General features: G+C 63.9%; 29 protein-coding genes and 1 tRNA gene. 9 read left to right on the top strand and 21 right to left on the bottom strand.

Annotation, left to right across the window (positions count from 1 at the left end; genetic code table 11):
• Positions 1–10 precede the first annotated feature (10 nt).
• On the bottom strand, positions 11–2,419 hold the full coding sequence (locus tag D3M59_RS06515; RefSeq protein WP_233543158.1) for a TonB-dependent receptor: 2,409 nt from the start codon (positions 2,417–2,419) through the stop codon (positions 11–13).
• Positions 2,420–2,579: 160 nt separating this feature from the next.
• Between D3M59_RS06515 and D3M59_RS06510 the strand changes: the two genes are divergently transcribed.
• Positions 2,580–3,197 carry a TetR/AcrR family transcriptional regulator gene (locus tag D3M59_RS06510; RefSeq protein ID WP_119532917.1) on the top strand — a complete coding sequence of 206 codons (618 nt, stop codon included), beginning with the start codon at positions 2,580–2,582 and terminating at the stop codon, positions 3,195–3,197.
• Here the strand turns inward: D3M59_RS06510 and D3M59_RS06505 are convergent.
• The 3 genes from D3M59_RS06505 to D3M59_RS06495 are packed head-to-tail and all read right to left on the bottom strand — an operon-like array spanning position 3,194 to position 5,625.
• Positions 3,194–4,357: an aminotransferase class V-fold PLP-dependent enzyme gene (locus D3M59_RS06505; RefSeq protein ID WP_119532649.1), complete on the bottom strand. Its 1,164-nt coding sequence runs from the start codon at positions 4,355–4,357 to the stop codon at positions 3,194–3,196. The genes D3M59_RS06510 and D3M59_RS06505 overlap by 4 nt on opposite strands.
• A 13-nt stretch (positions 4,358–4,370) precedes the next feature.
• The gene (locus D3M59_RS06500; RefSeq protein WP_119532647.1) at positions 4,371–5,132 is read right to left on the bottom strand and encodes a tryptophan 2,3-dioxygenase; all 762 of its coding nucleotides are present in this window, start codon (positions 5,130–5,132) and stop codon (positions 4,371–4,373) included.
• A gap of 40 nt (positions 5,133–5,172) precedes the next feature.
• Entirely contained in the window at positions 5,173–5,625 is a 453-nt protein-coding gene (locus tag D3M59_RS06495) for an outer membrane protein assembly factor BamE (protein ID WP_119532645.1), read from the bottom strand.
• Between the two features lie 107 nt (positions 5,626–5,732).
• Here D3M59_RS06495 and D3M59_RS06490 point away from each other — a divergent pair, with 107 nt between their 5' ends.
• A complete protein-coding gene (locus D3M59_RS06490) occupies positions 5,733–6,248 on the top strand; it encodes a ubiquinol-cytochrome C chaperone family protein (RefSeq protein WP_119532643.1) in 516 nt (171 codons plus the stop codon).
• Positions 6,245–6,772: a YceD family protein gene (locus D3M59_RS06485; protein WP_119532641.1), complete on the top strand. Its 528-nt coding sequence runs from the start codon at positions 6,245–6,247 to the stop codon at positions 6,770–6,772. The genes D3M59_RS06490 and D3M59_RS06485 overlap by 4 nt, the downstream gene beginning before the upstream one ends.
• Here D3M59_RS06485 and ssb read toward each other — a convergent pair.
• From ssb to D3M59_RS06460, 5 genes are all read right to left on the bottom strand, one after another.
• On the bottom strand, positions 6,769–7,284 hold the full coding sequence (gene ssb / locus D3M59_RS06480; RefSeq protein ID WP_119532639.1) for a single-stranded DNA-binding protein: 516 nt from the start codon (positions 7,282–7,284) through the stop codon (positions 6,769–6,771). The genes D3M59_RS06485 and ssb overlap by 4 nt on opposite strands.
• Positions 7,285–7,349: 65 nt before the next feature.
• A complete protein-coding gene (gene feoB / locus D3M59_RS06475; protein ID WP_119532637.1) occupies positions 7,350–9,200 on the bottom strand; it encodes a ferrous iron transporter B in 1,851 nt (616 codons plus the stop codon).
• Positions 9,197–9,454 carry a FeoA family protein gene (locus D3M59_RS06470; protein WP_119532635.1) on the bottom strand — a complete coding sequence of 86 codons (258 nt, stop codon included), beginning with the start codon at positions 9,452–9,454 and terminating at the stop codon, positions 9,197–9,199. The genes feoB and D3M59_RS06470 overlap by 4 nt, the downstream gene beginning before the upstream one ends.
• 44 nt (positions 9,455–9,498) lie before the next feature.
• Positions 9,499–10,152: a COQ9 family protein gene (locus D3M59_RS06465; protein WP_119532633.1), complete on the bottom strand. Its 654-nt coding sequence runs from the start codon at positions 10,150–10,152 to the stop codon at positions 9,499–9,501.
• Between the two features lie 5 nt (positions 10,153–10,157).
• Positions 10,158–11,045 carry a DMT family transporter gene (locus D3M59_RS06460; RefSeq protein WP_119532632.1) on the bottom strand — a complete coding sequence of 296 codons (888 nt, stop codon included), beginning with the start codon at positions 11,043–11,045 and terminating at the stop codon, positions 10,158–10,160.
• 34 nt (positions 11,046–11,079) lie between these two features.
• Here D3M59_RS06460 and D3M59_RS06455 point away from each other — a divergent pair, with 34 nt between their 5' ends.
• Together D3M59_RS06455 and D3M59_RS06450 are read left to right on the top strand one after the other, a co-directional pair.
• A complete protein-coding gene (locus D3M59_RS06455; RefSeq protein WP_119532630.1) occupies positions 11,080–12,168 on the top strand; it encodes an alkene reductase in 1,089 nt (362 codons plus the stop codon).
• 32 nt (positions 12,169–12,200) lie between these two features.
• Complete coding sequence (locus D3M59_RS06450) at positions 12,201–12,830, top strand: SOUL family heme-binding protein (RefSeq protein WP_119532628.1); 630 nt, start codon at positions 12,201–12,203, stop codon at positions 12,828–12,830.
• Here D3M59_RS06450 and ribH read toward each other — a convergent pair.
• The 10 genes from ribH to D3M59_RS06400 form a co-directional block, all read right to left on the bottom strand.
• On the bottom strand, positions 12,823–13,242 hold the full coding sequence (ribH, locus tag D3M59_RS06445) for a 6,7-dimethyl-8-ribityllumazine synthase (protein ID WP_119532626.1): 420 nt from the start codon (positions 13,240–13,242) through the stop codon (positions 12,823–12,825). The genes D3M59_RS06450 and ribH overlap by 8 nt on opposite strands.
• 3 nt (positions 13,243–13,245) lie before the next feature.
• Entirely contained in the window at positions 13,246–14,532 is a 1,287-nt protein-coding gene (gene ribB / locus D3M59_RS06440; RefSeq protein ID WP_119532624.1) for a 3,4-dihydroxy-2-butanone-4-phosphate synthase, read from the bottom strand.
• 45 nt (positions 14,533–14,577) lie between these two features.
• A complete protein-coding gene (locus tag D3M59_RS06435; protein WP_119532622.1) occupies positions 14,578–15,177 on the bottom strand; it encodes a riboflavin synthase in 600 nt (199 codons plus the stop codon).
• Positions 15,178–15,179: 2 nt separating this feature from the next.
• Entirely contained in the window at positions 15,180–16,136 is a 957-nt protein-coding gene (gene ribD, locus D3M59_RS06430) for a bifunctional diaminohydroxyphosphoribosylaminopyrimidine deaminase/5-amino-6-(5-phosphoribosylamino)uracil reductase RibD (protein ID WP_119532916.1), read from the bottom strand.
• Between the two features lie 10 nt (positions 16,137–16,146).
• On the bottom strand, positions 16,147–16,470 hold the full coding sequence (locus tag D3M59_RS06425; RefSeq protein ID WP_147416715.1) for a hypothetical protein: 324 nt from the start codon (positions 16,468–16,470) through the stop codon (positions 16,147–16,149).
• Positions 16,471–16,520: 50 nt separating this feature from the next.
• Positions 16,521–17,201, bottom strand: a complete 681-nt coding sequence (locus D3M59_RS06420; RefSeq protein ID WP_158581964.1) for an energy transducer TonB — start codon at positions 17,199–17,201, stop codon at positions 16,521–16,523.
• Between the two features lie 83 nt (positions 17,202–17,284).
• Positions 17,285–18,601, bottom strand: coding sequence for a glutamate--tRNA ligase (locus D3M59_RS06415; protein WP_119532616.1), 1,317 nt, complete (start codon positions 18,599–18,601; stop codon positions 17,285–17,287).
• A gap of 34 nt (positions 18,602–18,635) precedes the next feature.
• Positions 18,636–19,079 carry a hypothetical protein gene (locus D3M59_RS06410; RefSeq protein ID WP_119532614.1) on the bottom strand — a complete coding sequence of 148 codons (444 nt, stop codon included), beginning with the start codon at positions 19,077–19,079 and terminating at the stop codon, positions 18,636–18,638.
• Positions 19,080–19,136: 57 nt separating this feature from the next.
• Positions 19,137–19,766, bottom strand: coding sequence for a hypothetical protein (locus D3M59_RS06405; RefSeq protein WP_119532612.1), 630 nt, complete (start codon positions 19,764–19,766; stop codon positions 19,137–19,139).
• Between the two features lie 5 nt (positions 19,767–19,771).
• A complete protein-coding gene (locus D3M59_RS06400; protein WP_119532610.1) occupies positions 19,772–21,412 on the bottom strand; it encodes an NAD+ synthase in 1,641 nt (546 codons plus the stop codon).
• 97 nt (positions 21,413–21,509) lie between these two features.
• Here D3M59_RS06400 and D3M59_RS06395 point away from each other — a divergent pair, with 97 nt between their 5' ends.
• The gene (locus D3M59_RS06395; protein WP_119532608.1) at positions 21,510–22,442 is read left to right on the top strand and encodes a ribose-phosphate pyrophosphokinase; all 933 of its coding nucleotides are present in this window, start codon (positions 21,510–21,512) and stop codon (positions 22,440–22,442) included.
• A gap of 18 nt (positions 22,443–22,460) precedes the next feature.
• Positions 22,461–23,036 (top strand): SOS response-associated peptidase family protein, encoded by a 576-nt coding sequence (locus D3M59_RS06390; protein ID WP_119532606.1) that lies wholly within the window; start codon positions 22,461–22,463, stop codon positions 23,034–23,036.
• Positions 23,037–23,061: 25 nt separating this feature from the next.
• On the opposite strand, the gene D3M59_RS06385 is transcribed toward D3M59_RS06390, so the two are convergent.
• Positions 23,062–23,136 (bottom strand) — tRNA-Gly (locus D3M59_RS06385).
• 145 nt (positions 23,137–23,281) lie between these two features.
• Between D3M59_RS06385 and D3M59_RS06380 the strand changes: the two genes are divergently transcribed.
• Together D3M59_RS06380 and D3M59_RS06375 are read left to right on the top strand one after the other, a co-directional pair.
• Positions 23,282–24,187, top strand: coding sequence for a tetratricopeptide repeat protein (locus D3M59_RS06380; protein ID WP_119532915.1), 906 nt, complete (start codon positions 23,282–23,284; stop codon positions 24,185–24,187).
• Entirely contained in the window at positions 24,184–24,816 is a 633-nt protein-coding gene (locus tag D3M59_RS06375; protein WP_407695427.1) for an LON peptidase substrate-binding domain-containing protein, read from the top strand. The genes D3M59_RS06380 and D3M59_RS06375 overlap by 4 nt, the downstream gene beginning before the upstream one ends.
• A 37-nt stretch (positions 24,817–24,853) precedes the next feature.
• Here D3M59_RS06375 and D3M59_RS06370 read toward each other — a convergent pair whose 3' ends face one another.
• The gene (locus tag D3M59_RS06370; RefSeq protein WP_119532602.1) at positions 24,854–26,071 is read right to left on the bottom strand and encodes an FAD-dependent monooxygenase; all 1,218 of its coding nucleotides are present in this window, start codon (positions 26,069–26,071) and stop codon (positions 24,854–24,856) included.
• Between the last annotated feature and the right edge of the window lie 46 nt (positions 26,072–26,117).

Raw genomic sequence — 26,117 nt, 5'->3', positions numbered from 1 at the left:
GCCGGGGAAACTACATCTTGTAGCCGACGGTGAACATGATTTGGCGCGGATTGCCGTAATAGGCCGTCAGCACACCCTCGGTGCCCAGCGTAGGTATGTAATTGCCGGTGACCGGGTTGGTCAGGAACTCTCCCGTGTTCGCGTTCTGCGCGAGGAAGTTATAGCCGGCCGTGATGTACTTCTTGTTGGTGAGGTTTTTGCCGTGCAGGCCGACCGTCCAGTGGCCGCCCGGCAGCTCGTAGACCGCGCTGGCGTCGAGGAGCGCGAAGCCCTTCTGATCGAGCGTCGGCGTGGGAACCTCGAACTGCTGACTCTTGCTGCGATAGCTCAGCGTCGACGACAAGGTCAGGTCGCCGTCGTAGAGCGGCGAGGCGTAGCGGAGCGTGCCGCTGCCGGTCCACTTGGGCGTGTTCTGAATCTTGCGGTCGTCCGCGAAGTCGATGCCGCCAGCGCCGATATACTTCTTGAATCTGGAATCGAGGTAGCCGACCGACCAGCCGAAGTTCATGCGCGCACCTCCCGGATTGCCGAAGAGGCGCGCATCGCCTTCGAATTCGACGCCTTGGATCCGGGCGCGGGCAGCGTTTGTCGTCGCGCCGCAGAAGCTGGGAACGCCGGCGACGACACATCCGATCGAACCGGGGATCTGCAGGTTTTTATAATCGGCGTGAAACAGCGCCAAGCTGGTGAACACGCGCTTGTCGAGCAGGCTAGCCTTCCAGCCAAGTTCGTAGCTAGTGACCTTTTCAGGATCGAAATCCATATATTCGTAGCGCTCTTCGGGCGTAACCGTGCCGTTGCCATCGAGGTCCGGGGCAGATGCCGACTGGCCACGTGGATCGAAGCCGCCGCCTTTGAAGCCCTTGGAGAAACTGGCGTAGAGGTGATGGTTGTCGTTCGGCTTGAAGCTGACCGAGACGCGCGGCGTGAAGGCCGTGTCCTTGCGCTTGCCCTCGAAGTCGGACGTGGTCGCGATCCGAACGGGATCGAACGCATCGGTGTCGAACGGCGGCGCGCTGCCGAATTCTGGCGATCCGCCGAGAATATAGGACTCGCGCAGCACCTCAGCATGGCGGCGGTCGACGGTGTAACGCGCGCCAACGGAGACGGCGAACTGCGGCGAGATCTCATATGAGAAATCGCCGAAGACGGCCCACGTCTTCGTGCCAACATCACCCTGCGTCAGCGCGGTCAGGCCGGGCAAGACTAGCGGCAACGACGTATAGAGACGAACGTCGAAGGCAGTGTAGGCGTCTGCGTTCAGGTAATAGGCGCCGACGACGCCGCTGAGCGGGCCCTTGTCGACCTCCAGCTGCACTTCTTGGCTGAACTGCTTGTTCTTGTAGACCGCGGGAACGTCGACATCGACCTGCGCAAGCGCGTCAAAGTCGATTGGCGTCGCGCTGTTGTCCTTGCGGAAGGAGGTAATCGACTTCAGGCGAAGCCCGTCGGCGACTTCGACCTGGCCGTGCGCGGCGACGCCCTTCGAGATCACCTTCTGCTTCGGGTCGAGCAGCGCGCCGCGCGAGTTGAAAACGCCGTCCAGCGGCTCCTGCCCAGTCTGCAGGCTAGTTATCAGGCGATGGCCGCCACGAGTGTTGCTAGTGTCCTTGGTATAGTCCGCGCTAAGGCGCAGCAGGGCGCTGCCGTCATTGCCGATTTCGGCCGAGATGCGCCCCGCGATCACGTCCTTGTTATAGTTGTCGTCACCGGTCGTGAAGTTAGTGCCGAATCCGTCCCGGTGCAGCCGCGCGACGGACGCGCCGATACGGAACATGTCGGCGACGGGATAGGAGGCGGTTAGAACGCCGTCCATCTGACCATAGGTGCCGACAGTGCCGCGGGCGCGCAGATCCGGACGGTTAGGCAGCCGACGCGTGACATATTTGATCGCGCCGCCGATGGTATTGCGGCCGTACAGCGTGCCCTGCGGACCGCGCAGCACCTCGATCCGTTCCACGTCGTAAATGTCGAGAACCGCTCCCTGCGGACGGTTAAGATAAACGTCGTCGAGATAGATGCCGACGCCCTGTTCGAACCCAGCAACCGGATCCTGCTGGCCGATGCCGCGGATGAACGCGGTAAGCGTGGAGTTCGTGCCGCGCGATGCCTCGAGGGTGACGTTCGGAGCGGTGTCGCCGATGTCGGTGATATCAATCGCGCCTTCCTGCTCCAGCTGCTCGCCGCTGAAGGCAGTCACTGCAATCGGAACGTCCTGGAGCGATTCCGCGCGGCGACGCGCGGTGACGACGATGTCGCCGGTTTCGCTGATCTCGGCTTCGACCTGCTCGGCGGCGGCGTTGGCGTCGCCCGCGGGCTGTTCCTGACCTTGCGCAACGGCCTGAACCGGCATGGCAGCGCTGGCGGCAATCCCGGCGAGCAGGAGCGCGCGGGATGCACTGATGGTGCGAATCGACATGAATTTCCTCCCCATTGCAGGCGTGCCGGTGCTGTCCGGTCTGGTGCCTTTGATCGTAGCCATAATGAAAGTTGAACCGGGTTTCAACTTATGGAATAATGGCAGTCAAATGGGGGCAAAGATGGACATTCGCGCCACGGCGGCGCTAGCGGTTGAGCCGATGGCTCGCCCGCCCTCCCCTGCCAGTAAGGGCAAGGCGCCGCGCACTGCGCGGGGAGAAAAGACGCTTCGCAAAATTCTGGACGCAGCGCTCGCAGAATTCGGGCAGCGGGGATTTCACGAAAGCTCGATCGTCGGGATCACGCGGCGGGCGCGGGTCGCGCTGGGTACTTTCTACACGTACTTCGACAGCAAGGAGGCGGTGTTCGCCGCACTGGTCCGCGACATGTCGAGCCAGGTCCGCGACCATGTCGCCCCGGCCATCGAAGGCGCGACCGACGGGCTGGATGTCGAGCGGCTCGCGCTCGCATCCTACCTACGCTTCGTCGTTGATCACAAGGAAGTTTACCGAATTATCGACGAGGCCGAGTTCGTCGACCCGCAGGGCTTTCGAACCCATTATGAAACCACCGCCGAGCGCATTGCCGCGCGGCTTGCCGCCGCAACCTCAAAAGGCGAACTACGCGACGATGGCGACCTCGCCAACGAAGTGCGCGCATGGGCGCTTATGGGGATGAACGTTTTTCTCGGCCTGCGCTTTGGCGTGTGGAGCCACGAGGACGCTGACGAAGTCGCGGACCATGCGAACGCGATGCTACGCAAGGGATTGGAGAGCTAGGCTAGGCGGCCCGCTAGCGCAGCGAAGGTCTCGACGTCTTCCTCATCGTGGTAGAGGCCGAAACCGATGCGCAGCACATCCCCGCGCACGTCGGTTATGCACCCCTGCTCCTTCAATTCTGCGCACCAGCGTTGTGCATTCGGACTGCGCAGCGCGAAGAAGCGGGCATGGCGCTCGCCGCTCGGCGGATTAAGCAGTTCGGCACTGCCCAGCGCGGTGCCCGACAGCCGGTCCAGCAGCATTTCCTGAAGCCCCGCAACACGGGCGGCCAGTCGCTTGGTGGTAATGCCGTTTGCGCCGAGCATTCGTCGAATGGCATTGAAGCGATACAGCGCTGACGGGTCAAAGGTCGCGCCCATGAAACGCATTGCATCCTTCGCGTACCCGACCATCCCGGGCGGCAGCGTGAGATCGTCGAACTCCGCGTACCAGCCGGTGAGCGGCGGGCGAGGGCCGAAACCGGGTGGGCAGTGCATGAAGCCCATGCCTTCGCCGGCCATCGCATATTTATAGCCGCCGCCTAGGTAAAAAACAGACGCGGCCACCTGCGCGTCGATCGGCCGGTCAATAGCCATGAAGGCATGATAGCCGTCGATGACCACCCACGGGCCGCCAGGCCGGGAGAGTTGGGCTAGTTCCGCAAGCCGGTCGAACATCCGGCCGCTGTTGAACAGAACATGGCTAACCAGGATAAGGTCAGCTTCGCCCGATTGAGCGGCGGCAAGGAAACGCTCCGCGAAGTCGTCGAAGGACTCAGCTGTGACCCTGCTCAGCGAAATTTCGCCTGACTCGACCCAGCGCGCCATCTGGCGCCGGGCCGAATGGAATTCGCCGTCGCTCATCAGCACGCGCAACGGGCCGTCGGCACCGCGCGGACAGGCCGCAGCCAGACGGATCAAAAAGTCGTGCGTGTTGGCAGAAAAGAGGATCGCCGATGGGTCGCCACTGCCGAGTTCGTCCGCGACGTGGGCCTGCGCCTCGGGCCAGACCTCCCCCATCACTCGGGCCCATTTCACATCGGCGAGCCGGGCAGCATCTTCCCAGCATTCAACCTGGCCCTCGAACGACGCGTCCGGCCACAGGTGATGGCTGTGCGCGGCGAAGTGGAGGCGGTCGGGTGCGGCGGACAGGCTCTTCGAAAAGAGCGGCTTGAATGTCAAAGCCCAATCCCTCTCACAATTCCGTCCTTAGCGACCAGAGTTCGGGAAAGGCGCGCTTGGTCAGAGTGGAAGCCAGATAGGCGGCGCCAGCCGATCCACCCGTTCCCTTCTTGAAGCCGATGATCCGTTCGACAGTCAGCATGTGCTTGTGCCGCCAGGCAGCAAGCGCATCGTCGAGGTCGACCAGCTTTTCGGCTAGCTGGTAGAGACCGAAGAATTCCTCCGGCCGCCGGTAGATCTCCAGCCAGCCATTCTTAATCGCCTCTTCGCCGCTCGTCCCGAGGCCGGCGCGTGCCAGCGCCGCATTGGCCTCGTCCCACAGCGATGGCTCTGCCAGCGCACGTTCGAGCCGGGCGCGTCCTTCGGTTCCGCCTTCGTAGAAGTTGAGGAACTTCGGATCCTTGATGCCGAGCCGATATTCGAGTTCGCGAAACTGCGCCGACTGGAATCCGGACGAGGTACCTAACACATCACGAAAGGCGCTGTAATCGACCGGCGTTAGCGTCGCGAGCACGTCCCAAGAGAGCGTCATCACCGTCTGTATGCGGCTGACCCGTGATAGAGCCTTATAGGCTTCCGCGAACCTGTCCTGGCGCACGAGTGAACAGGCGAGGCCCACTTCGTGCAGCATCTGCTTCAGCCAGAGTTCCTTGGCCTGATGGATGATGACGAACAGCATTTCGTCATGCAGGTCGCTGATCGGGTGCTGTGCCGACAGCAATGTATCGAGCTGCAGATAATCGGCATAGGTCATGCCGGCAGGGGTCGCGGTCATGGGGACGGCTTAGCGCGCCGCCCCGTCGAGGCCAATCCTGTTACTGCTGCGAACCGGGCAGGCCAGGCTGCGAAATCGAGCCGATGTTGCCGAACAGCTCGTCGAAGAAGCTGCGCTTGCGGCCCAGCGTCGGCGTCTTATCACCCGAGGGGTCGACCGATGCGATCATTTCCTTGCCAGTCTTGCTGACCGCAGCGACATTGCCCGCCTGGTCGAACTGGACGCGAAGCACGGTCTGGTCGGTGACCTTGGGATCGCGGAACGCCAGCTGCGCAGTGTTGCGAGACACATAATACCAGTCGTTGGGATCGAACTGGCCGGTAAACGTCGGACGTCCGAGCGTCTTCGCCACAGAGTCCTTGTTGTCGACACCGACCTGGATACCGTCGGCCAACGTCTGGTCGATCACGAAGCCCTTATGGTCGCGAATGCCCGCGCACGCGGAAAGCGCCAGCCCCAGTCCGACAATCGCTGCAACAGTCCGCTTGGCCATTCAATCTTCCTTCTGCGACCGGCGAGGCCTATCAAGAGCCCGCGAAGGCCCAATATGCGGACCCTTGCCGCTCACGCAAGCCGAGTCTCGGCGAAAGGAGAAATGCGATGCGCTCGATCATGGCAATGCTGCGCCCGAAAGGAGCCGATGCCGGAGCGCTGTATCACGCCATTGTCGCCGAGGCGCGCCAGCCGGCCTGGTATCGCGAGGGTGCGGTCGCGGACTCTATGGACGGGCGATTCGCGGTGCTAGCCAGCTTGGTCGCCTTGGCGATCCTTCGTCTGGAGGAGGGCGACGAGGAAGCTGTGCGCCACTCCGTTGCCCTGACCGAAAGCTTTATTTCCGACATGGACGCGCAAATGCGCGAGGAAGGGTTTGGCGATCCGTCGATCGGCAAGCAGGTGCGAGGCATGGTCGGCGCCCTCGCCAGCAGGGTCGACCGCTGGCGCGACGCGCGGGCCGGTAACGGCGCATGGGACGATGCCGTCCGGTTCAGCGTTTATCGAGACTCACTGCCGCCCGCCGAAACCGCGCTGACTTTTGCCACGGAGTCTCTGCGGCGGTTCAACGAGGGTCTGAACGGACAAAGCGACCGAAACGTCATCCGGGGCCACTTCGGATGATCGATTTTTGCCACCGGCTGCAACTCGACCGAATCCGCGACGGTGACCGGGTCGACCTGGTTGCCGACGAAGCGGAGTGCGCCGCCGTTGCCCAGCGCCTCGGCCTCTTGTCGCTAGACCGGCTCGAGGCCCACGCTGCCCTATCCCGGGACGGCCAGCAGATTCGCGCCCGGGGGCGGATCAAGGCATCGCTCGCCCAAGCTTGCGTCGCGACCGGGGAGCCAGTTACGCAGCATGTCGACGAACCCTTCGACCTGACCTTTGCGCCCGCGCCGAGCGCGGCCGACGAGGAGGAGGTCGAGCTCGACAGCGGCGACCTTGACGTGATTTTTCACGATGGCGCCGCCATCGACCTGGGAGGGGCGATCGGCGACACGCTCGCACTGGCGCTCGACCCCTATCCCCGCAGCGCCAATGCCGAGGCGGCACTTCGCGACGCGGGGGTCATGACTGAGGAAGAAGCGAGCCCGTTCGCTGCACTCGCGGCCCTGAAGGGCAAACTCAGCGGCGATTCCGCTCCTTAGAACGGAACGTCGTCGTCAAGATCGGTGTCGAATGCCGCCGGCTGCGGACGCGATTGCGGACGCGAGCTGGACCCGCCCCCGCCGTAGCCACCACCACCGAAACCGCCACCGGACGACGAACCATAATCGTCGCCGCTGCCGAAGTTTCCGCCACCGCCGCCCTCGCCGCGCGCGTCGAGCAGCACGAGTTCACCACGGAATTTCTGGAGAACGATTTCGGTCGTATAGCGATCGGCGCCCGACTGGTCCTGCCACTTGCGGGTCTGCAGCTGGCCTTCGATGTAAACCTTGCTGCCCTTGCGGAGGTAGTTCTTTGCGACGCGGCCGAGATTTTCGTTAAAAATGGCGACCGAGTGCCATTCGGTCCGTTCCTGCCGGTTTCCGTCGCGGTCCTTCCAGGTTTCGGAAGTGGCGATGCGAAGGTTTACAACTTCGCCGCCATTACTGAAGCTGCGGGATTCGGGGTCCTGACCGAGGTTGCCGACCAGAATCACCTTGTTAACGCCCGCCATGTCACTCTCCAACTTTCGCTATGCGCGAGCAGCGTTAGGCCGCGAGCGCGCAGCGGGCAAGCGTCTCAACCGAGCCCGAACGAGACGGCGGTCCAGTAGGTAGCACCGGCCGCCAGATAGGCGAGGATGAACAGGTAAGTGACCAAGAACAGCGGCCAGCGCCAGCCGTTCGTTTCCCGCCGGGTGACGGCGATGGTCGAGATGCATTGCGGCGCGAAGACGAACCAGGCGAGGAAAGCTAGTGCGGTCGCCAAGCTCCACCGGCCGGCTAGTCGCTGCTCGAGGGTTTCGAGGTTGGACTCGTCTTCGGCATCGAGCGAATAGACCGTGCCGATGGCAGCAACCGCCACTTCGCGGGCCGCCATGGCGGGTAGCAGTGCCAAGCTGATATCCTTGTTGAAACCGATTGGCGCCACAACGGTATGAATGCCATCGGCGATGCGGCCGGCGATGGATACGTCGGACTGCTTCTGACCGGGCCCAGCTTGCGGGAAGCTCGCCAGCGCCCAAAGAATGACCGTGGTAAAGAGGATAATCGTCCCGGCACGCTTCAGGAAGATCATCGCGCGTTGCCATAGACCGATGGCGACGTCGCCGAGTCGAGGCATCTGGTATTTGGGCAGTTCCATCATGAAGGCACCACCTCCGCCTTTAACCGCCGTCTTGCTGAGCACGATCGCGGCCAGCAGCGCGCTGACGATGCCCGACAGGTAGAGTGCGAATAGTACCAGTCCCTGAAGGCCTATGCCCAAACCAACCTCCTGCGCCGGAATGAAGGCAGCAATGATCAGCGTGTATACCGGCAGTCGCGCGGAGCAGGTCATCAGCGGCGCTACGAGGATCGTCGTCAGCCGATCCTTGGGGTCGTCGATGGTGCGGGTCGCCATGATCCCCGGCACCGCGCAGGCGAAGCTCGACAGCAGCGGGATGAATGCCCGGCCGGAAAGGCCGGCATGGCTCATCAGCCGGTCCATGATGAATGCCGCCCGGACCATGTAGCCGGTCGACTCCAGAACAAGTATGAAAAGGAACAGGATCAGGATTTGCGGAAGGAACACGATCACCGCGCCGACACCCGCGAAGATGCCGTCGATGATCAGCGACCGTAGAACACCATCGGGCAGGGCATTGCCGATGGCTTCGCCCAGCGCCATTGTTCCGGCTTCCAGCGCATCGGCGGGCACGGCCGACCAGGCGAACACCGCCTGAAACATGATGAACAGGATCGTCGCGAGGATCAAAGGGCCGGCTGCGGGATGAAGCAGCACGCCGTCGAGGCGGTGCGTGATGCGCCGGACGGGGGTTTCGCTCACGATGGCAGCCATCGCGATGTCGCGCGCACGGCGCTGCAGGTTCAGCGGATCGTGGCTGGGGCCATCGCCGGCGCGGATTGCGCGCGGGGCCAGCAGCAGGCCGTGAAGCCGCTCCATCACCTCGGTCAGGCCACGTTTGCGAACCGCCACCGTTTCGATGACCGGCACGCCAAGTTCGGCTTCCAGCCTCGCCGCGTCGAGCTCAAGCCCATCACGCTTGGCGAGGTCGACCATGTTGAGCGCGACGACCGTCGGCAGGCCAAGGTCGATCAACTGCAGCGCAAAGCGCAAATGGTTGTCGAGGTTGGACGCATCGACAACGATCAGCAGCGCATTGGGAAGTCGTTCGCCCTTCTGTTTGCCGAGCAGGACGTCCCGAGTTACCGCTTCGTCAGGGCTGGTCGGGTCGAGGCCATAGGCACCCGGAAGGTCGACCAGTTCGACCGGTGAGCCGTCCGGCAGCAGAGCCTTGCCGACGTGCCGCTCGACGGTGACGCCGGGATAATTGCCCACCTTTTGGCGAGCGCCGGTGAGGGCATTGAACAGGGCGCTTTTGCCGGCGTTGGGATTACCGGCGACCGCCACCAAAGGCACTGGGTTCATGCGGCCTCTGGTATGACGCTAACAGCGCGGGCGTGATTTCGGCGAATCGCAACCGTCATCCGGCCGACCCGGACCGCCAGCGGATCGCGCCCGAACGGGCCGAGGTGCAGGGGTTGGACCGCAACGCCCTCGTCGAACCCGAAGTGGCGCAACCGGCACGCCTCGCCATGGTCGAGCGACTCCCAGTCGATCGTCGAAATGCGCGCGCGCATCCCGATCTTGAGCTGGTCGAGCGACGTGGGGCTGCTAGTCATTTGCGAGTGATTATCAATTTCATCGGCTTGTGGGAAGAGCCACCTCAGCGCGGCGGGTAGCGCAGGCGCCCAAGAAAGCGGGCCAGGCTGGGTCGGCGCATGTCGCTGTCGCCCCAGCCGGCCTTCCATTTTTCGAACCGGGCGACATCGCCGAGGCGGCGGTCGAGGAACGCTGCAGTATCGGTCCAGCCTTCCGTCCGGTCGTCGAGCCAGGTCAGCAGCGTCGCCGTATAGACGCCGGACAGGATCAGCCGTTTCGAATAATGATTATAGTCGGTGGCCGTGTCACCCGCGAGGCGCCACATCGCGTCCGCCGAGCGCCAGCCTGTGCGAAGGGCCAGCGGAACATTTTGCGGCATGGCGAGGATTGAAAGCGCCGAGCGAACTGCCTCGCGTGCCGGGCCGGTCGTTTCCAGACGGAACCAGATCATCGCCCGGATCCGCTGGCTGACGCGCATCGCCGCGATGACATCCGGCGTGAAATGCGCCTCCATTGCCGCATCGACACCATTGATCCACGCTTCGATCATGTGCTGCGCGTCCTTGGGGAAGGCCAGCCGGGCCTGGGCCGGATCGATCCCGAGTTCGGCCGCGGCGCTATCGACCGCCTCGCGTGTCCAGCCGTCGAACACGGCATGTTCGCCGACCTTGAGCGCGAGGCGGCGGCGGATCGTTTCGAGCGGGGTCATGTCGGCCATGCGCCTTACTTGGCCCCGCCCTCGGTCTCGCGCAACCTCACCAGGATCAGCGCGATGACGATCATCGCCGCCCCGCCCCAGTCGAGCGGCGTGAAGGCCTCCCCATAATATAGCCAACCCAGCAAGGCGGACAGGGCGGGCTGTGTCAGCATGGCGATGCCAACGACCAGCGGCGGCAAATGGCCAAGCGCATAAACGAGCAACCCCTGCCCGACGACCTGGCTGCACAGCGCCAGCGCTATGAGACCGGTCCAATCGGCAGGGAATACGGTTTCCCCGGCCATCGCCGCGACTGGAAGGAGCATGACAGCGCCGAACAGACTGGCAAGAAACAGTAGCGGCAGTGGCTGGAGCTCCCCGCGCGTGCGTTCTACGATGATCAGGTAGCCCGTGTAGAGCAGTCCCGCTAGGGCGGCCAGCAGGTCGCCGCGTAGATGCGCGGCCGACAGTTCGGCGCTGCCCCACATCAGCATTGCGCACCCCGCCGCCGCCAGCGTCAGGGCGAGCGCCTGCACTGGCGACGGGAGCTTGTGCGCCAGCCACAGTCCCCAGGCGGCGAAGAAGAAGCTGGAGATATTGCCGAACAATGTAGCGTTGCCGAGCTTGGTCAGCAGAATGCCGGCGTGCCACGCAGCCAGATCGGCAGCGAAGAAAAAGGCGGCGAGCGCGATGGCAATCGTTAGCCCGTGGCGCGGCCGGTGAACCGGCTGTCCGAACATGCGGGCGAGCAGCCACAGGAACGGGAGCGCTAGCGCAAGCCGCCAGAAGCCAGCCGAGATCGGTCCAACCCCGCTGTTTCGGACCAGGAACGGACCGCACGCAAGCGCGAGGTTGCCGACAAGCAGCGCAACAAAGGCCCAGCCGTGGCCTCTTGGCAGGTTTCGAATCGCCACCTATCTCTGGTCCCTGTAACGAAGGAGCCGCCTTATGCCCACGCTGTTCGACCCGGTCGAGATGGGGGCGATCAAGCTTCCTAACCGCATCCTGATGGCCCCGCTAACGCGCGGCCGCGCGACGAAGGACGCTGTACCGACGCCGCTGATGGCCGATTATTATGCACAGCGGGCTACCGCCGGGCTAATCATCAGCGAGGCGACCGGCATCAGCCGCGAAGGGCTGGGCTGGCCCTATGCTCCCGGCCTGTGGTCGGACGCGCAGGTCGAAGGCTGGAAGCCGGTGGTCGAGGCGGTGCACCGCGCTGGCGGGCGGATTGTCGCACAGCTGTGGCACATGGGCCGGCTGGTCCACGACAATGTCAGCGGCATGCGTAACATCAGCGCATCCGCGACGCAGGCCCCGGACTACGCCCATACCTATGAGGGCAAGCAAGCTTATCCGACGGCCTATGGCGCTACCCTCGCCGATATCGAACGGATTGTCGGCGACTATTCTGCCGCTGCGCGAAACGCGGTCGCTGCCGGCTTCGACGGGGTCCAGATCCATGGCGCGAACGGTTACCTGATCGACCAATTCATGCGCGACGGGACCAACCTGCGCGACGACGATTATGGCGGGGCCATCGCCAACCGCCTGCGCTTTATGCGCGACGTGGTCATGGCGGTCCAGGCCGAGGCGGGCGTCCAGCGGACCGCAATCCGCTTTTCGCCCAATGGAGACGTGCAGGGCTGCAACGACAGCGACAATTTCGCCCTGTTCACTGCGGCGGCGATCGAACTGGAAAAGCTCGGTGTGCCTTGGCTCGAGCTCCGCGAGCCCGGACCGCATTCGACGTTCCGCGCGACCGACGAAGCGCCAGTCAGCCCGGCAATCCGCAAGGTTTTTTCCGGCAAGCTGGTCCTCAATAGCGACTATGATGGCACCAGCGCGCAAGCGAAGTTAGATGACGGCATCGCCGATGCGATCAGCTTCGGCCGGCCCTTCCTCGCCAATCCCGACCTGGTAGAGCGGATTCGTCAGGACGCGCCCTTGAACGAGTGGCATGTGAAGACATTCTACTCGCAAGGCCCAGAAGGCTACACGGATTATCCTCGATTAGAGGAACAGGAAGCCGCTTGACCGGTTCGTCCTCCCGCAAGGAGGATGCAGGCATGCGGAAGGAAGTGTTGGCGGGCGCGGCAGCTATCGGCGTGGCACTCATCGGTGGCGCGGCTTTCTATTATTTCCGCGAAAAGCAGACTGAGGAACCCGATTATCGCGCGCTAACCAGCGACGGCGACTACCAGATTCGCGACTATCCGGCCGTGACGGTCGCGGAAACCGTCATCGAAGGCCCGCGCAGGGATGCGCTTGGGCGCGGCTTCCGGGTGCTCGCCGACTATATCTTCGCGAAGTCGCGCAATGGCGAGAAGCTGGCGATGACCGTGCCCGTTATGCAGGACGGGGGCGACCCGATGGCGAGCGATCCACCCTTGTTCGACGATGAATTGGAGGGCGCGTGGCGCACCCGCTTCGTCATGCCTGCCGGACGCGACGCTGCAGATCTTCCGGAACCGCCGGCTGGTGTCGAACTGGTCGAAATCCCGCCGCGCAAGGTTGCCGTCGTGACGTTCCCCGGATTCGCCGATGACAAGTTGTTAGCCGAGCAGGAGGACCGGCTTCGCGGCTGGCTCGCTCGGCGCGGCGAGGCGGTCGAGGCCGCGCCGGAATATGCCTTCTACAATTCGCCGATGATTCCCGGTCCGCTGCGCCGCAACGAAGTGTGGCTGCCGCTCAGCTGAAACGGCCGCGAAGGGCGAGCAGCGCCAGCGCGGCCTCCGCCGCATCACCGCCCTTGTCGCCCTGTGAGGCGTCGGCACGGACGATAGCCTGCGCCTCATTCTCTACCGTCAGGATGCCGTTGCCGACGGCAAGGCCATCCATCGTCAAGGCCATCAGGCCACGAGCGCTTTCCCCGGCAACGATTTCGAAATGATAGGTCTCGCCGCGAATGACGACGCCCAACGCGACAAATGCGTCGAAGCGCCCGCTTTCAGCCGCGAGCGCGATCACGCCCGGCAATTCGAGAGCGCCGGGAACCGTCACCGTTTCGTGCGAATGACCGGCCCTGTCCAACGCGGCCCGCGCACCGGCTAGAAGCATGTCGTTGAGGTGCGCGTAGAAGCGCGCTTCGGCGATCAGGACGTGGGCCAAGGGTCAGGACTCCGAGGAGATGATGCAGCGTTCTTCGACGATGGCCAAGCCGTAGGCGCTGAGCCCGACGGGGGAATGGCGCGTATTGGAAAGCAGGATCATGTCGTGAATGCCGAGCGCCGCCAGGATCTGCGCGCCGATCCCGTAACCGCGAAGGGCAGGACTGGCTTCGCTACCCTTCCCCGACCGCATGTCGGTCGCCCGACTGAGCGATCCGGGCGCGGCGGCATGGAGCGCCACGATGACACCCGAGCCGTCCGCCTCAATCATCCGCATCGCGCCGTCAAGCAAGCCAGCGCGCGCGCTGGCTTCGCCCAGCAGGTCGGCGAAAAGATCGATCGAATGCATGCGCACCAGCGTCGGACGGGCCGGGTCTATCGCACCATGAACCAGCGCTAGCTGCTCCTCGCCGCTGGCCTTGTCGCGGAATACCTGGGCAGTCCAGGCGGCCCCGGAGCGGGCGGTGAAGCGCGTCTCTGCGACGCGCTCGACCATATGATCCTTCTTAAGGCGGTACGCGATGAGGTCGCGGATCGTCCCAATCTTAAGGCCGTGAGTACGCGCGAAGTCCATCAGGTCATCGAGCCGGGCCATCGTCCCGTCCTCACGCATGATTTCGCAGATCACGCCGGACGGATTGAGGCCGGCCAGCCGAGCGACGTCGACCGCCGCTTCGGTATGGCCAGCGCGAACCAGCACGCCGCCCGGGCGGGCTACCAACGGGAAAACATGGCCCGGCGAGACGATCGCATCCGGCCCGTTGTTGGCGTCGATCGCCACCGCGATCGTCCGCGCGCGGTCGGCGGCACTAATTCCTGTAGTAACGCCGTCGCGCGCCTCGATGGAGACGGTGAAGGCGGTTTCCATCCGAGTCCGGTTCTGGCGGGCCATCGGTTCCAGCCCGAGCTGGTCCACCCGATCCTTGCCGAGTGCAAGGCAGATCAGACCGCGTCCGTGGCGGGCCATGAAGTTGATCGCGTCGGGCGTTGCCATCTGAGCCGGGACAACGAGGTCGCCCTCGTTTTCACGGTCATCATCGTCGACGAGGATGAACATGCGGCCGTTGCGCGCCTCGTCGATAATCGTCTCGGCGCCGACGAGCACGTCCTGAACGCCGCCGTCCAGCAGTTTCTCTAGCCGCACGAGAGTGTCGGCCGTGGGATTCCAGTCGGACGCGCCAAGCTTACGAAGCGAGTTGGGGTGAAGGCCGGCCGCGCGGGCTAGGCCGCTTCGGCTAGCCTCCCCGCTGTCGACGAGAGCAGTGAGTCGCTCGATGAGGGTGGTGGACATGCAGCGCCGCTATCACATCGCAATGTGAATCGCCAATGTCAAAAATCACACTGGGCGGTTGGTCATCCGCTCCAAGTAGCGTGCCAGCACATCGATCTCTACATTTACCGCGTCGCCCTCCTCGAGCGATCCCAACGTAGTGTGGCTAGCAGTATGGGGAATAATGTTCACCGCGAAATGCGTGGCGCCATCGAGGTCGCGCACTTCGTTGATGGTCAGAGAGACGCCGTCGATGGTGACCGAACCCTTGGCTGCAATCATTTTGCCGAGGTCGGCGGGGACACTGACTCCAATTCGCGTCGAGTCGCCGTCCGGGCAAGTGCCGACGACGGTTCCGACGGCATCGACATGGCCAGTGACCAGGTGGCCGCCAAGCTCGTCGCCGAGGCGAAGCGCGCGTTCGAGATTGAGGCGCGACCCTGCCGACCAGCGCGGTGCGGTGCGGGACAGTGTTTCGTGGCTGACATCGACCGCAAACCAGCCCGGCCCCTTGTCGACGACCGTCAGACACGCGCCCGAACAGGAGATCGAAGCGCCAAGGTCGACCCCGGACAGGTCATATGAGCAGCCGATCGTCAGGCGTACGTCGCCGCGCTTCTCCTGCGATCGGATGGTGCCGATGTCGGTGACGATGCCGGTGAACAAAGCTAATCCCCTTCGCGGTCGCGCTCGTATACTTCGAGGCGGTCGATGCCAAGGTGCGCGCCGCTGCCGATCCGCCAGCGGCCGTGCGCATCGGCAATCGCGTCAAGCCCGATATAGCCAAGGCTCGACTTTCCTTCCCCGACGAGAATCGGTGCTCGATAGATCAGGATGCGGTCGACCAGGTCGGCGGCAAGAAAGGCCGTCGCGGTGGCGGAGCCGCCCTCGACCAGCAGGTCGTTGACGTCATGAAGCCGGTAAACATCCTGCGGAGAAGACAGGGTTTCCCAGCCAGCCACAGCTTCGCCCCGGGTCAAAAGGGCCCGTCGCGGCGAATGCCCTTCCAGTCCGGGGAGCCGAACGTCGAGACGGGGGGCATCGGCGAGATAGGTTCCCCGCCCGACCAGGATCATGTCGCTGTGCGCACGTTCTAAGTGAACATGGGCACGCGCGTCTTCTCCCGTGATCCACTTGGACTCGCCAGACGGAAGCGCGATCTTCCCGTCGATCGACAGGGCGAGTTTGAGTGTGATGCGCGGACGTCCGCGTTCGATCCGGCTGAGATAGCCGGCCATGCTGACGCGCGCTGCCCTATTCGCGACGCCCGTCCGAACATCCACGCCCGCGCTGCGAAGGGCAGCGAAGCCCTTTCCTGCCGTGCGCGGATCCGGATCGCGCATCGCGGCTACAACGCGGGCGATGCCAGCTGCGGGGATGAGCGTCGAACAAGTTGGCCCGCGTTCGCTCGCATGAGCGCAGGGTTCGAGCGTGACATAGAGTGTTGCGCCCCTTGCGTTATCGCCGGCGTCGGCGATCGCGACAGCTTCGGCATGCGGGCGGCCTCCGTCGCCGGTTGCGCCGCGTCCGACAATCTCGCCGTCCTTGACGATGAGGCAGCCAACATTGGGATTTGGCGCGGTACGGCCGCGTGCGCTATCGCCCAGCCGCACCGCTTCCCGCATCATGCTCGCGTCACTCAATTCCGAGCTGCTTTTCCAATTTTTGGAATTCGCGGCGGCGCGCCTCTTCCGCCTTGCGCTTTTGCTCGGAGGCCTTCTTCTGGTCGGCGATGATGTCGGCATCCGTGCGGTCCGGCCCGTAATTCTCGACATAGACCACCGTCGGCCCGGGAGCCGTGTTGATCTTCGAATCGACGAAGAAAACGATCAGGATGATCATCGTCACCAGCAGCGCCAGGGCAGCGCCGATGACCTGTTCGCGGCTGCGTTGCCGCATGAAGGAGAGAAGGTCGCCCAGCGCCGCGCGCGGGCCGACCATTGGAGGAAGGATCGCCATGCGGCCGAATGTAGGGCGCGGGGCCGCATATCGCCAGCCCCGCCCGCTGGTCATGCCGAGGCGTCGTCCAGCCGAAACGACAGGCTGATTACCGTGCTGGACGCGACAGCTATCCCATCCTCCATCGCCGGCTTGTAACGCCAGGATTGCATGATGTGACGTCGTGCCGCCGCAAGGAACTCAGCATCGGCGTCGCCGACCGGGTCGACCGCGACGACGCGGCCGCGTGGATCAATCGACAGCCGAAGCCTGAGCGTCGCCTCTTCCTCGCTCCGAATTTTTGAGAGCGGATAGGGTGGCTTGATCGCGCTTTCGGGCGTGCGGAAGACGGCCGCGACCCGGACCGGGGCATGCTCGGGAGGATCGACAACCTGCGCGCCCGGCTCCAGTCCGATCGCCCCGCCGGAGCTATTGATCGCCGGCCCGGGCGCCAGCGGAACGATTGGCAAGCTGGGGAGATTGTCAACGATCGGTGTCGGAATGGTCGCCCTGGAATGGATTGGCACCGGCTGCAGATTGGCCTGTGGCTGCGGCGGACCCACCTCAGGCGGCGGTGGATCGATCCGGACATCGATGACCTTGATCGGCACGAATGGGGTCATCCCGACCAGTTCCGGCTTGGCCGCAAGCACCGCCGCGAGAACGGCGGCGTGCCCGGCAACGATGACCATGAGAGTGCGGGCCGATCCGGCCCTGGCGCCGGGACGGGCGGTGGACGCATAAGCAAGCATGACAAGCCTCCTGCTAAGGCTCGTCATGTTACATCATATCATTTAACTGACAAGTTCGAATCGGAGGGTATTCATTATGTCCGTTATCTTCCGGCTTTCTCAAATCTGCTGACAGCGCGGTCCTTGCCCATCAGCCGGACCAGCGGCCCCATCTCCGGACCGGCGTCGCGGCCGGTCAGCGCACGACGGAGCGGGAGAAACAGGGCCTTGCCCTTGCGGCCAGTGCTGTCTTTCAACTTGGCGGTCAACGCGTGCCAGGGATCATTGTCCCAGTCGAGCTCGGCTGCCGCCGACGCGGCTTCGGCCAGCAGCGGCTTGTCGTCTGGCACGACTTCGGTCACCTCGATGTCGCCGCGAATGACCCGCAGCCATTCGGCAGCTTCGCCCAAATGCGCGACGTTGCCTCGAAGGGCCAGCCACTCCGCCTCTCCGATGTCATTGGGCAACCGGTCGGCAACCTCAGCATAGTCAAGTTGATGAAGCAGTTTGGCGTTAAGCTGCTCGACTTCTGCTAGGTCGAAATGCGCCGGCGCCCGCCCGAAGGTCGAGAAATCGAACCCCTCGGCCAGCTCGCCCAGCGTCCGTTTCGCTTCAACGGGTTGCGACGTCCCGAGTCGCGCAAGCAGCGACAAGAGCGCCATCGCTTCGATGCCCGCATCGCGTAGCGCATCCACTCCGGTCGACCCGAGGCGCTTCGATAATTTCCCTTCTGCGGCGACCAGCAGCGCTTCATGCGCAAAGTGCGGTGCAACTGCGCCCAGCGCCTCGAACATCTGAAGCTGCACCGCGCTATTGGAGACATGGTCCTCGCCGCGAACGACGTGCGTGATGCCAAGGTCGATATCGTCGATGACCGACGGCAACAGGTAAAGCCAGCTGCCGTCGGCACGACGGATGACCGGATCGCTGATCAGTGCCGGGTCAAATTTCTGGTGGCCGCGGACTAGGTCGTCCCATTCGATGGATCGGCCATGGTCGAGCTTGAACCGCCAGTGCGGTGCAACGCCTTGGGGAAGAGGTGCGCCGGCAGGCTTGCGCTCGTAAACCGGTGGCAACCCTCGCCCGAGAAGCACCTTGCGGCGAAGGTCCAGCTCCTCGGGAGTTTCATAGCAGGCATAGACCCGGCCGGCGTCGCGAAGCCGCTCGAACTCCCGCTCGTAGGTAGCGAAGCGCTGCGACTGGCGAACGAAATCGTGCGCATGCAGCCCCAGCCATCGCAGGTCAGCATGAATTGCGTCGACATGCTCCTCCCGGCTGCGCTCCAAGTCGGTATCGTCGATACGCAGCAGGAAACGCCCGCCATGTTTGAGGGCGAACAGCGCATTGTGAAGCGCGGTGCGAATATTGCCGACGTGAAGCCGGCCGGTTGGCGAAGGAGCAAAACGGGTGACAACGGTCATGGCCGCCGCCCTATCATCCTCGACGCCGCGAAAGCTAGCGCCGCTCGAGGGTGAGTGTGCCGGCGGTGCCAGAGAGCGTCGCCTCCTTGCCCTCCTTGCCGAAGATGGCGATGTTAGATTCCGCCAGCGCCGCGAACGCACCTTCTTCGGAAGCGCCCGGCCGCGAGCCGCCGCAATTGGAGCTGCCCGACGGCGAGGTCGTGAAGGCAACCGCGTTGCGCTGCTGCGTGTAGGTCCAGCCGCGACGGAAGCATCCTGTGGAAAGGGTCGCGCTGCCGCCTGCGAACGACGCCGTCATCCCCATGGCGGATGCGTCGCGGCCTTCGGCCATCGTGACGTTCCAGCTGCCCTCCAGGCTAGGCACTTCTTCAGCAGCAGCCGGCGTCTCGGCAGGCTCGTTCTGGACAGGCGCGGGCGCATCATCCTGCTGGTTGCAGGCGGCGAGCATCAGCGTGATGAGCGGAAGAAGATATTTCATGGTCAGGGCCTCACGATCGGAGAGGATGTCATTTTGAGTCCAGCAAGTACGCGGTAATCAGGCCCGGCGTTCCATCCATATCTCCCGCCGCACTTGGTCCAGCCACCCCCGATCCTCGTCGCCTCCATGTTCGTCCACATATTTTGCCACAGAATCTAGATCATTCAGCAATTCGACTTTCCGGTCCGGAATCGCTGCGGCAATCAGACTGCACATTCCATCAATCGCGCGCTGGACGCCCTCTTCGCGCTGCGCGCGTGGCTTTCCGGCTTTGCGCGCCGGGTAATCGCGTTTCAGCCGCTTGTGCTGCATGTCCACATAGGCGCGGACCAACGCCACACCGATTTCCGCCCTGCCATGATCCGCGAACATCCGAAGTGCATCGCGCGCCGGCTCATCCGGCCATGCACAGCTTCTACCGATGTACAACTTGAAGCGCTTGGCATGATAATGCGCAACCGGGTCCAGGGCGCCTTCCGCCGCGTAGCGATGTTGCAATGGAATACGCAGGTCCCAGTCAAGATCGCTAAACATCGCCGCCCCATCTTCGAACGTCAGGCCCTCGCGACCTTCGCGCGCCGCCTTGCTGGCCGCGTTGCTGATCTTTTCGAAATCGATGCGGAAATCCTTGAAACGTGGTTTGGCCGCTGCAATCAGCCCTTCCCCGATTTCGCGATACTTGCCCATGCGGGCTAGCTAGACCGGAAACCGTTAGTGATCGGATAACGGCGGTCCCGGCCGAAGTTTCGGCTACCCAGCTTGACCCCCGGCGGTGCTTGGCGGCGCTTATATTCGGCGATCAGAAGCTTCCTTTCGATGTCCCTGACCAGCTCGGCATCGGCCCCAGTCGCGGCGGCCGTTTCTTTCACAGACAACTCCCTTTCGACCAGACACTCGAGGATGCGGTCAAGCAGCGGATAGGGCGGCAAGCTGTCCTCGTCCTTCTGGTTGGGGCGAAGCTCCGCCGTTGGTGGCTTGTCGATCACCCGCTGCGGCATCACCGGGCCTGCGGGACCAAGCGCTCCCTTCGGCCGATGCCCGTTGCGCCATCGCGAGAGGGCGAAGCAGGTCGTCTTGTAGGCATCCTTCAGCACCGAATATCCGCCCGCCATGTCGCCATAGAGCGTGGCATAACCGACGCTCATCTCGCTCTTGTTTCCGGTTGTCAGCAGCATGTGCCCATCGCGGTTACTGATCGCCATCAGCGTCACCATCCGGAGACGGGACTGGATATTTTCAGCAGCGAGCCCATCGATTCCCGGCAGCATCGCCCCAAGCGCGTCGACGCCCGGCACGATCGGGATGACGTCATGACGAACGCCGAGCAGGCGTGCACACTCAGCCGCGTCCTCCAAGCTTTCGTCCGACGTAAATTTCGACGGGAGCATGACGCAGCGCACCTTGTCTGCACCCAGCGCGTCGACCGCTACCGCTGCGGACAGTGCGCTGTCGATCCCGCCAGACAGTCCAAGGATCACCCCCGGAAAGCGGTTGCGCTGCACATAGTCGCGAAGGCCGGTGATCATCGCCAGGTAAATGTCTTCGGGATAGGTCGACAGGTCCGTCCAATGGCCAGCTTCGCAGTGCCAGCCGTTGACCCCTCGCGTCCAGGTCGTGATTGCCAGCGTTTCCTCGAAATCCGGCATCTGGACCGCGATTTCGCCATTGTCGTTGACGACGAAGCTCGATCCGTCGAAAGCCAGTTCGTCTTGCCCGCCGACGCGGTTGACATAGGCCAGCGGCAGGCCGCTCTCGATTACGCGGTCGCGCACCATGCGCTGGCGAAGGTCGTCCTTGTCGAGTTCGTAAGGGCTGCCGTTGGGCACCAAGAGCAATTCGGCGCCCCGCTTCGCCAGATGGGCGCAGACGGGTTCCAGCCAAATATCCTCGCACACCGGCACACCGATGCTGACGCCCTTGAACAGCAAGGGATCAGGGAACGGTCCGGGCGCGAAGGTGCGCTTTTCGTCGAACACGCCGTAATTAGGCAGTTCGCGCTTCAGCGTGCGCCCGACCAGCCTCCCGCCTTCGGCCAGCACCATCGCGTTATAGTTCGCGCCGCCTTCGGCATGGATAGTGCCGAACAGCATCGCCGGTCCGCCGTCTGCCGTCGCGTCGACCAGCCGCTCCGCCGCTTCCATGGTGCGCCGTACGAATTCGGGTTTCAGCACCAGGTCTTCAGGCGGATAGCCGGTCAGCTGAAGCTCCGGATAAAGGATAAGGTCTGCGCCGCTTGCCGCCTTGCGCCACTCGAGCATCGCCTCCGCATTGGCGGAGAGGTCACCCACGCGCTGGTTTAGCTGGGCAAGCGCGATGGTCAGGCGGTCGGTCACCGCGCCGGTTTAGCGGCTGGCAATAGCCGCGCAACCTTGCCCTTAGCGGCGGGCCTTTCTAAGGGGCGGCGGGGCCAGCGACACGGGACCGTCATAAATGAAGCTTCTTGCCGGGAATTCGAACCTGCCGTTGGCGAAATCAATCGCCGACTATTTGGAGCTTCCGTTGACGCAGGCCAGCGTCCGCCGCTTCGCCGACGAGGAAGTCTTCGTCGAAATCCACGAGAATGTGCGCGGCGAGGATGTCTTTGTCGTGCAGTCGACCAGCTATCCGACGAACGACAATCTGATGGAGCTTCTGATTTGCATCGACGCGCTGAAGCGGGCGTCGGCCAAGCGGATCACGGCAGTCATTCCATACTTCGGCTACGCGCGGCAGGACCGAAAACCCGGTCCGCGCACGCCGATTTCGGCGAAGCTGGTGGCCAATCTCATCACCACCGCCGGTGCGGATCGCGTGTTGACGATGGATCTCCACGCCGGTCAGATCCAAGGCTTCTTTGACATCCCAACCGACAATCTTTGGGCGGCGCCAGTCATGGCCGCCGACATCCAGGCGCGGCATTCTGGCAAGAAACTGATGGTGGTTTCCCCCGACGTCGGCGGTGTGGTTCGCGCGCGCAGTCTGGCCAAGCGGCTGGACAACGCCCCGCTGGCCATCGTCGACAAGCGCCGCGAGCGCGCCGGCGAATCGGAAGTGATGAACATCATCGGCGACGTCGAAGGCCATTGCTGCGTGCTGGTCGACGACATCGTGGATTCGGCGGGAACGCTGTGCAACGCAGCCGCCGCCCTGAAGGAACAGGGCGCAACCGAGGTAATCGCCTATTGCAGTCACGGCGTATTGTCCGGCGCGGCTGAATCGCGCGTCGAGGCTAGTGTGCTGACGGAACTGGTCGTCACTGACTCGATCTACCGCGAGGGTGTCGGCGACGAGCACAAGATTCGCCGCCTGTCGATCGCGCCCCTGTTTGGCGAAGCCATCCACCGGATCGCGGACGAAAGCTCCGTTTCCAGCCTGTTCGACTAGAGTTAGGCAGTCAGGCGGATGTGCAACCTCTACCGCCTGCACAAGGGAAGCGACGCAATCCGGCAGATTTTTGCTGGAATGGGAACGAAGCTGTCGTTCCCGGAAGGCATCCCGAACCTAGAGCCGCGTGACGTCCACATCACGGATCCCGGCGCTATCGTCCGGGCAGGCGTCTCAGGGCCTGAATTGGTCATCCGCCGCTGGAGCTGGCCGCAGGCGACCGGCAAGCCGCTCTACAACCTTCGGTCGGAAGGCCGAAACTTCGCTCGCAACCGGGGCCTCGTCATTGCCGACGGCTTTTACGAGTACACCGCGCCTGAAGACCCGAAGAAGAAACGCAAGGACCGCTGGTTGTTCAAGCCAGCCGATGGTGGTCTGCTGGGGATCGCGGGGATTTTGTGCGCGCATCCGCAGGTCGGCGAGGCGTTCACCCTGCTGACGGCAGAGCCCGGTCCTGACGTTGCACCCTTCCATCGACGACAGATTGTACTGCTGCCGCCGAGGGACTGGTCGCGGTGGCTGGACCCCGCCGTTCCGAGTAGCGAGTTGCTGAAGCCGAGCGACGCCGGCTACCTGACGGTCGAACCCGCCTGAATACAGCAAATTTCGAAGGAATGTCTGGAGCGGGCGAAGGGATTCGAACCCTCGACCCCAACCTTGGCAAGGTTGTGCTCTACCCCTGAGCTACGCCCGCTCTGGCGGACCGGAAAGGATGTTCCGATCGGGTGGAGCGGGCGCCTAGCATCGCCTTTTCAGTCCCGCAACCCCTGATGTCATCGGCTTGCCGCCAAAGTGCGCGAGGCCCATATGCGGACGGCACCGCAAGCAAGGAGTATGGCGTGGCGACATTGGGCGTAACCGAAGCCGAGCGCGAGGCGATCGAGCGTTTCCAACGCGAGGTGCTCGACCCGTCGATGACCAGCCTCGTCATCCTGGATTTCTGGGCGGAGTGGTGTGGGCCGTGCAAGCAGCTGGCCCCGGTGCTAGAGAAAGTTGCCGCCGATTATGCCGACAAGGGCGTTCTGCTCACCAAGGTTGATGTCGACGCCGACAAGCTCATAGCGGCACAATTCCGCATCCAGTCGATCCCGACGGTCTACGCGATATTCCAGGGGCAACCGGTCGCGGATCTCACCAATTATCGGACCGAGGGGCAGCTGAAACGGGCGCTCGATCAGCTGCTGGGACAATTGCCGGTCAAGGGCGAGGCGCAGGACCTGGCAGCGCAAATCGAGCCGCTGGTGGAAATGGGAGAGCAAACGCTACGCGAGGGCGATGCCGCGCGGGCGGAGTCCATCTTCGCCCAGATCCGAGATATGGACCCGGCAAATCCCCTCGTGATTGGCGGTCTGGCGCGGGCGATGATTGCCAGCGGGAAGATCGACGAGGCGCGGGCACTGCTGACAGGGCTGGACGAGCAAGTCCTGAAGCATTCCGCGATTGCGCGCGCGCAAGCAGCATTGGACGTGTCCGCGACGCCGTTCGCCGATGTATCAGCCGAGGAGGCGCGGCTGGCATCCAATCCCGACGACCATGAAGCGCGCTTCGCGATTGCGCAGGCAAAGTTGTCAGCAGGCGACCGCGACGGCGCGGCGGATGCTTTGCTGGAAATCATCGGGCGCGACCGCGAGTGGAACGAGGGCGCGGCGCGAAGCCGCCTGCTGCAGATGTTGGAAGCCGTCGGCTTTGAGGACCCGTGGGGTCGGGCCATCCGGCGCCGGCTATCGGCGCTACTATTCACATGATGGGTTCGAAGCCGGCGCGCATCCCGCTGTTCCCGTTGGCGGGGGCAATCCTGTTTCCGCGGGCGCAGTTGCCGCTGCACATTTTCGAGCCGCGCTATCGCGACATGGTCCGCGATGCGCTGGCCGGGCAAGCGCGGATCGGGATGATCCAGCCATCGGGCAGCGGCGAGCCCCCGCCCCTGTTCCAGACAGGCTGTGTCGGCGAGATCGTCGGCGCTGAGGAACTGGACGACGGCCGGTTTAACATCGTGCTGCAGGGATCCAACCGTTTCCGGCTGATTGCCGAGCGGGACCTAGGCACCGATTACAGGCAGGCGGACGTCGACCTGGCCGCCTATGATGATTCGGAACCTGGGCCGCTGGCGCTGATCCAGCGTGCCGAGGTGGAGCGCGAGGCACGGCGATTCGGCGATGCGCTGGGGTTGGCAGTCGATTGGGGCGCGGTTGGGCAACTGGACGACGAGATGCTCGTCAATGCCATCGCGCAGGTCGCGCCATTCGATCCGGGCGCAAAGCAGGCGCTGCTGGAGGAACCGACCTTGTCGGGACGCGCCGACCTGGTGGTGCAGCTGATGCAGTTTCAGCGGTTAGCGCCCGGCGGCGCAGACGTCGGCCAGACACTTCAGTAGGTTGCACGCAGCTGGTCCAGGACGGGCGAGCCGCCAGTTAGATCGGCAGCCCGCGCAGCAGGAGCGGCAAGTCGCCGCTGGTACCGCGCGCTTCGGCCATCAGTCGGTCCTTGATCGGGCCGATGCGGTTGATAACGCCCATGCCGAAGCGGCGCACCTTCGACGCCGTCTTGCCGGGAACCCCGTATATGCGGGTCAAACCATCGGTCGCCAAGCTGACCATGAAGGTGTCTAGCCCGCGCCATCGCTGGTAGCGGTCAAGCAACTGCTGGTCGCCGAGGTCAAGCCCGAGCCGGGCGCCTTCAACCAGCACCTGCGCCAGGGCCGCTGCATCGCGATAGCCGAGGTTCACGCCCTGCCCGGCGATCGGATGGATGCCATGCGCAGCGTCGCCGACGAGCGCGAGGCGATGGTCGGTGATCCGGGCTGCATGGTGGAAGCCGAGCGGATAGCTCGACCGTGGTGCGAGCATTTCGATCTTGCCGAGGAACCCGCCCATCGCCGCCTGTGCCTCGGCCGCGAAATCCGCGTCGCTTAGCGACAGGAGGCCCGGTGCATCGTCCTTCGACACCGACCAGACAATCGCCGAGCGGTGGCAGCCATTGTCGTCGGTCATCGGCAGAAGCGCAAACGGACCCGCCGGATAGAAAATTTCATAGGCCACATTGTCGTGCGGCTTTTCGTGGCGAAGTGTCGAGACGATCGCCGCATGATCATACTTCCACCGTGCGACGCGAATCCCCGCGGCTTCGCGCATTGGCGAATTGCGCCCTTCGGCGGCGACCAGCAGGGCGGCGCGAAGCTCCGTTCCATCGTCAAGCCGGACCGTCACGCCATGCTCGTCGCGATCGATGGAGGCCGGCCGCGCCTTCCAGTGGAGGGAAATATGCTTCCCGGCCTCGGCACGCGCCAGAAGGGCGGCGTGGAGGTTCCGATTCTCATTCATCCAGCCCAGCGGCTCGTCGTCGTCGCCCGGGTCGAAGACTAGTCCGCCGGGATCCAGCCCGTCGGCTACCTCTATCCGGCGAATCGGGCAGCCAGCCGCTGGGAAATGGTCGCTGATCCCGATCGTGTCGAACATGCGCTTCGAAGAGGATGACAGTGCGCTGGTGCGCCCGTCGAACGAGGCCTGCTTGCGCAAGGCGGGATCGGCGGGATCGACGACGATGGAGGTAAGGCCGCTCGCATCGAGAGCAGCCGCCAGGGCCAGCCCGACCAGGCCGCCGCCGAGGATGATTACGTCGCTTCGCTGCATCACCCATCCCCTATCCTGCAGGCGGCACCGATGGAAGTCTTGCCCC

This window comes from Sphingomonas edaphi (assembly GCF_003583725.1).
Classification (GTDB): Bacteria; Pseudomonadota; Alphaproteobacteria; order Sphingomonadales; family Sphingomonadaceae; genus Sphingomicrobium; species Sphingomicrobium edaphi.
This window is presented reverse-complemented; position numbering and strand designations above follow the sequence as displayed.

Excerpts from the sequence above, each read along its gene's own strand:
- D3M59_RS06515 (WP_233543158.1), bottom strand. The coding sequence starts at position 2,419 with ATGTCGATTCGCACCATCAGTGCATCCCGCGCGCTCCTGCTCGCCGGG.
- D3M59_RS06510 (WP_119532917.1), top strand. The coding sequence starts at position 2,580 with ATGGCTCGCCCGCCCTCCCCTGCCAGTAAGGGCAAGGCGCCGCGCACT.
- D3M59_RS06500 (WP_119532647.1), bottom strand. The coding sequence starts at position 5,132 with ATGACCGCGACCCCTGCCGGCATGACCTATGCCGATTATCTGCAGCTC.
- D3M59_RS06495 (WP_119532645.1), bottom strand. The coding sequence starts at position 5,625 with ATGGCCAAGCGGACTGTTGCAGCGATTGTCGGACTGGGGCTGGCGCTT.
- D3M59_RS06490 (WP_119532643.1), top strand. The coding sequence starts at position 5,733 with ATGCGCTCGATCATGGCAATGCTGCGCCCGAAAGGAGCCGATGCCGGA.
- D3M59_RS06485 (WP_119532641.1), top strand. The coding sequence starts at position 6,245 with ATGATCGATTTTTGCCACCGGCTGCAACTCGACCGAATCCGCGACGGT.
- ssb (WP_119532639.1), bottom strand. The coding sequence starts at position 7,284 with ATGGCGGGCGTTAACAAGGTGATTCTGGTCGGCAACCTCGGTCAGGAC.
- feoB (WP_119532637.1), bottom strand. The coding sequence starts at position 9,200 with ATGAACCCAGTGCCTTTGGTGGCGGTCGCCGGTAATCCCAACGCCGGC.
- D3M59_RS06470 (WP_119532635.1), bottom strand. The coding sequence starts at position 9,454 with ATGACTAGCAGCCCCACGTCGCTCGACCAGCTCAAGATCGGGATGCGC.
- D3M59_RS06465 (WP_119532633.1), bottom strand. The coding sequence starts at position 10,152 with ATGGCCGACATGACCCCGCTCGAAACGATCCGCCGCCGCCTCGCGCTC.
- D3M59_RS06455 (WP_119532630.1), top strand. The coding sequence starts at position 11,080 with ATGCCCACGCTGTTCGACCCGGTCGAGATGGGGGCGATCAAGCTTCCT.
- D3M59_RS06450 (WP_119532628.1), top strand. The coding sequence starts at position 12,201 with ATGCGGAAGGAAGTGTTGGCGGGCGCGGCAGCTATCGGCGTGGCACTC.
- ribB (WP_119532624.1), bottom strand. The coding sequence starts at position 14,532 with ATGTCCACCACCCTCATCGAGCGACTCACTGCTCTCGTCGACAGCGGG.
- ribD (WP_119532916.1), bottom strand. The coding sequence starts at position 16,136 with ATGCGGGAAGCGGTGCGGCTGGGCGATAGCGCACGCGGCCGTACCGCG.
- D3M59_RS06425 (WP_147416715.1), bottom strand. The coding sequence starts at position 16,470 with ATGGCGATCCTTCCTCCAATGGTCGGCCCGCGCGCGGCGCTGGGCGAC.
- D3M59_RS06420 (WP_158581964.1), bottom strand. The coding sequence starts at position 17,201 with ATGCTTGCTTATGCGTCCACCGCCCGTCCCGGCGCCAGGGCCGGATCG.
- D3M59_RS06415 (WP_119532616.1), bottom strand. The coding sequence starts at position 18,601 with ATGACCGTTGTCACCCGTTTTGCTCCTTCGCCAACCGGCCGGCTTCAC.
- D3M59_RS06410 (WP_119532614.1), bottom strand. The coding sequence starts at position 19,079 with ATGAAATATCTTCTTCCGCTCATCACGCTGATGCTCGCCGCCTGCAAC.
- D3M59_RS06405 (WP_119532612.1), bottom strand. The coding sequence starts at position 19,766 with ATGGGCAAGTATCGCGAAATCGGGGAAGGGCTGATTGCAGCGGCCAAA.
- D3M59_RS06395 (WP_119532608.1), top strand. The coding sequence starts at position 21,510 with ATGAAGCTTCTTGCCGGGAATTCGAACCTGCCGTTGGCGAAATCAATC.
- D3M59_RS06390 (WP_119532606.1), top strand. The coding sequence starts at position 22,461 with ATGTGCAACCTCTACCGCCTGCACAAGGGAAGCGACGCAATCCGGCAG.
- D3M59_RS06375 (WP_407695427.1), top strand. The coding sequence starts at position 24,184 with ATGATGGGTTCGAAGCCGGCGCGCATCCCGCTGTTCCCGTTGGCGGGG.
- D3M59_RS06370 (WP_119532602.1), bottom strand. The coding sequence starts at position 26,071 with ATGCAGCGAAGCGACGTAATCATCCTCGGCGGCGGCCTGGTCGGGCTG.